At 37.8% G+C, this 3,833-nt stretch carries 3 protein-coding genes and 1 pseudogene; 3 read left to right on the top strand and 1 reads right to left on the bottom strand.

Annotated features, from left to right (window positions below):
* A pseudogene (locus KBI38_08120) lies at positions 1–420 on the bottom strand (cation:dicarboxylase symporter family transporter).
* A 147-nt stretch (positions 421–567) separates the two neighbouring features.
* On the opposite strand from KBI38_08120, the gene KBI38_08115 reads away from it, so the two are divergent.
* From KBI38_08115 to KBI38_08105, 3 genes are read left to right on the top strand one after another with little or no spacing between them, the layout of a single operon-like run.
* Positions 568–1,914 (top strand): phosphomannomutase/phosphoglucomutase, encoded by a 1,347-nt coding sequence (locus tag KBI38_08115; protein MBP8630010.1) that lies wholly within the window; start codon positions 568–570, stop codon positions 1,912–1,914.
* 15 nt (positions 1,915–1,929) lie between these two features.
* The gene (locus KBI38_08110) at positions 1,930–2,700 is read left to right on the top strand and encodes an MBL fold metallo-hydrolase (protein MBP8630009.1); all 771 of its coding nucleotides are present in this window, start codon (positions 1,930–1,932) and stop codon (positions 2,698–2,700) included.
* Positions 2,701–2,722: 22 nt separating this feature from the next.
* Positions 2,723–3,832, top strand: coding sequence for a trypsin-like peptidase domain-containing protein (locus tag KBI38_08105; GenBank protein ID MBP8630008.1), 1,110 nt, complete (start codon positions 2,723–2,725; stop codon positions 3,830–3,832).
* Position 3,833 lies beyond the last annotated feature (1 nt).

Genomic DNA, 3,833 nt, shown 5'->3' with positions numbered 1-3,833 from the left:
CAACGACCGTAGAGGGAATTATATTTAACAAAAAATCCGCAAACCCATGATTGCTAGAAGCAGCTTTGGTATAATTGGCTACGGAAGCTGGATCTAAGGAGCTAACATCAACATTCATATTGGAACCTGGACGAAAGAAATTCATAATGATTAAACCAATGGTTAAGGCTACTGTTGATAATACTTCAAAGTAGAGGAGCGCCTTGCCACCGACCCGCCTTACTTTTTTTACATCGCCCATACTGGCGATTCCAATTACTACGGTACAAAAGATAATTGGTGCGATAATCATTTTAATCAACTTTATAAAGCCGTCACCTAGTTGGAGCCGAGCGTTGGTTGAAAATGACCTAATAAAATACCAATAATTATAGCGACAATAACCTGAAAATAAAGATATTTGTATAACGGTTGTTTCATTTTATCAGACCTTTCTATAATAATTAAATCATAATAAGCTTACTATATTTATCCAGAGAACAAAAGTAAATAAATATAGCTTGTAAGAAAAAAAATTAAAGTTTAAAATAAGAATTATTATTAATATTTAAGTTTAAGGAGAATTATATGGCATTATTTCATGCTTGTGATATTAGAGGCGTGGCCTTAAGTGAGTTAACAATAGAGATGGCACAAAAAATTGCCAGAGCTATTGGTGTAAAATTGCAAAATAAAAAAGTTGTAGTAGGTGGTGATATCAGAACTACTACGGTAACTTTTAAGGATATTATCATAGCAGGTTTAAAAGCTTCTGGCTGTGAAGTTATTGATATTGGTATTGTAGCGACTCCGGTTTTTTATTACGCAATTAAAACTCAAATGGCCGAAGGTGGAGTGATGATAACCGCTTCTCACAATCCGGCTCAATATAACGGTTTTAAATTAGTATTAGGAGAAAATCCGGTGAAGGAAGCAGACATCAAAGAGATTGAACGCTTGGTGCAGGTCGATGCTAAAGTTGATGGTAACGGTGTTGTTACGACTATTGATATTATTGATGATTACATTAACTATATTAGTGCTAAAGCGAAGAAAGGTCAGCTTAAAGTGGTGTTGGATGCCGGCAATGGAGCGGTGTCTAAGATTGCCCCAAACTTGTTTAGAGCTTGTGGTTATGATGTAGTAGAACTGTTTTGTGAGCCTGATGGAAACTTCCCTAACCGCTCGCCGAATCCGTCTATCCCGACTAATTTAGGAGCGCTATGTCAAAAAGTTTTAGAAACAAATGCGGACTTAGGGGTGGCGTTTGATGGCGATGGTGATCGAGCGGCCTTTGTTGATGAAAACGGTAGAGCTGTTGACAATGATGATATTTTAGTATTGTTGTCACGCTATTATTTGCAACAAGGCAGTGGCAATATTATTTATGATGCCAAATGTTCAATGGTGGTGCCGGAAGAAATTGCTAAGGCCGGGGGTAGAGCTATTATGGCAAGAGCCGGTCATACCTTCAGCAAAATGGCATTTATCAAAGAAAAAGCATTTTTTGCCGGCGAAATCAGCGGACACTTTTTCTTTTCAGAATTAGGTAACGACGATGGAATGTTTGGCGGAATTAAAGTAGCGGAATATGTGATGCAAAAAGGTAAATTGTCGCAATTGATAGACGAAATTCCTAATTACCTAGTGACACCGGAATATCGGATTCACTATAAACATAATGACAAAGAGGAAGTTTTAGCCGAGATAGCAGAAAAACTAAAAGAGTATAACCCCAATTTAATTGATGGCGTCAGAATAGAATTTGCTGATGGCTGGGGAATGATTAGAGCTTCGGTAACTGAACCACTCTTTACATTACGGTTTGAAGCAAAAAGTCAGCAACAGTTAGCACAAATCAGAGAGTTATTATTAACGGCGATACCAACTGAGGTAGCGAGCGCGGTAAGAGCACAAATAGCGTTAGAACTTTAAAATAAGAGGTAAAATATGAAGGTTCATGTATTAGCAAGTGGGAGCAAAGGCAATGCGACCTTGGTACAAAGTGGCGATACTAATTTATTAATTGATGCCGGAATCAGTGCCAGAAGAATAAAAAATTGCCTGGATGAACTGAATATTGATATTGCTACGTTAGATGGCGTGCTAATTACTCATGAACATCGTGACCATATTAGCGGTTTACCAACGCTGACGAAAAAGTATAAAACACCACTTTACTCGCGTAGTGATACTTTTCAAGCGATGTTTTGTAAAAATGATATACCAAAAGAATGTTTTAGACCGATTTATAACAGTTTAGATTTGGGCAAAGTCAAAATAGAAACGTTTGATATCTCACATGATGCCGCCGATCCGATCGGTTTTAGTATTTTTGCCAATGATCAAAAATGTACTGTGGCAACAGATTTAGGCTTTGTCACAACCACAGCTAAAAAGTGTATTGATTATTCAGATTACCTAGTACTAGAATCTAATCATGATGTTGATATTTTGAAAAATGGGTCTTATCCTTATTACTTAAAACAACGAATTTTAAGTAATAAAGGTCATCTTTCCAATATGGATGCAGCGTGGACGCTAGCACGGATGAATAAACAAAAACACTGTAAGGTCTTATTAGCACATCTTAGCGAAGAAAATAATACCCCTAAGATTGCCCAAAAAACAGTCAATACTATTCTTGAAGAGCAAGGGTTAGATTTAAAGCTAGACCTAGAAATTAAATTAACTAAGCCTAATGAAATTGTGGGAATATAAATAAGTGTAGGAGGAATCTATTATGAATATTAATTATAAAAAAATTACTCCATATATTATTGTATTATTAATTGGGATGTTGATAGGTGGCAGTTTAGTGACCTATGCCAACAATATTTATCAAAAAAATTTACTTACCCTAACTAATAATTTACCGAACTTAACCCCACCGCCGAAACAACCCTTAAGTGCTGCTCGTAATACGCCGGTGGTAAAAGTTGCTCAAACGGTAGGGCCGGCGGTTGTGGGGATAACTAATAAAGCTTTGGCGCGGGATTGGTATAATAACAAAGTATTAGTGGATCAAGGCACCGGCTCAGGCGTAATAATTGATCCTAACGGTTATATTATTACTAATAATCATGTTATTGCTAATGCCCAAGAAATTTTAGTGTCCTTAGCAGATGGTAGAGTGCTAGCAGGGAAAGTTCTCGGTGCTGATCCGGCGACGGATTTAGCAGTGGTAAAAGTTGAAGACACTAATTTACCGAGCGCAACATTAGGTGATTCTGATGCTAGTGTAGTAGGTGAGCCGGTAATAGCGATTGGTAATCCCTTGGGGTTAGAGTTTCAAGGCAGTGTAACTACCGGTGTTATCAGCGCCTTAAATCGCTCCATTGAAATCGGTGAACGCAGATTTAGTTTACTGCAAACTGACGCGGCCATTAATCCCGGTAATTCTGGCGGGGCATTAGTAAATGCCGATGGGCAAGTTATCGGCATTAATAGTGCGAAGATTGCCCTTGAAGGGGTTGAAGGAATTGGCTTAGCGATACCGATTAACACGGTTAGACCGATTGTCGAATCTTTAATTACTAAAGGCAGAGTAGTTAGAGCCTATTTAGGAATAGGTATTGTTGATAAAAATATTGCGACCAAGCAAGGCTACCAAGTTAATTTTGACAGTGGAGTATTAATAGTTAAAGTTGCTCCTAATGCTCCGGCTAGTAACGCTGGGTTACAAGAAGGCGATATTATCTTAAATATTGCCAATCTGCCAACTAATAATGTGGCACAATTGCGTGAAGCCTTAGATAGTCAGAATGTCGGTAGTGTTGTTAATGTTGAGATAAACCGGCAAGGGAAAAATAAAATTGTAGCAGTTACATTAGAGGAGATGCCAGCAGAATAAA

Source organism: Negativicutes bacterium (genome assembly GCA_018052945.1).
In the GTDB taxonomy this organism is placed as follows: Bacteria; Bacillota; Negativicutes; order JAGPMH01; family JAGPMH01; genus JAGPMH01.
This window is presented reverse-complemented; position numbering and strand designations above follow the sequence as displayed.

Excerpts from the sequence above, each read along its gene's own strand:
- KBI38_08115 (MBP8630010.1), top strand. The coding sequence starts at position 568 with ATGGCATTATTTCATGCTTGTGATATTAGAGGCGTGGCCTTAAGTGAG.
- KBI38_08110 (MBP8630009.1), top strand. The coding sequence starts at position 1,930 with ATGAAGGTTCATGTATTAGCAAGTGGGAGCAAAGGCAATGCGACCTTG.
- KBI38_08105 (MBP8630008.1), top strand. The coding sequence starts at position 2,723 with ATGAATATTAATTATAAAAAAATTACTCCATATATTATTGTATTATTA.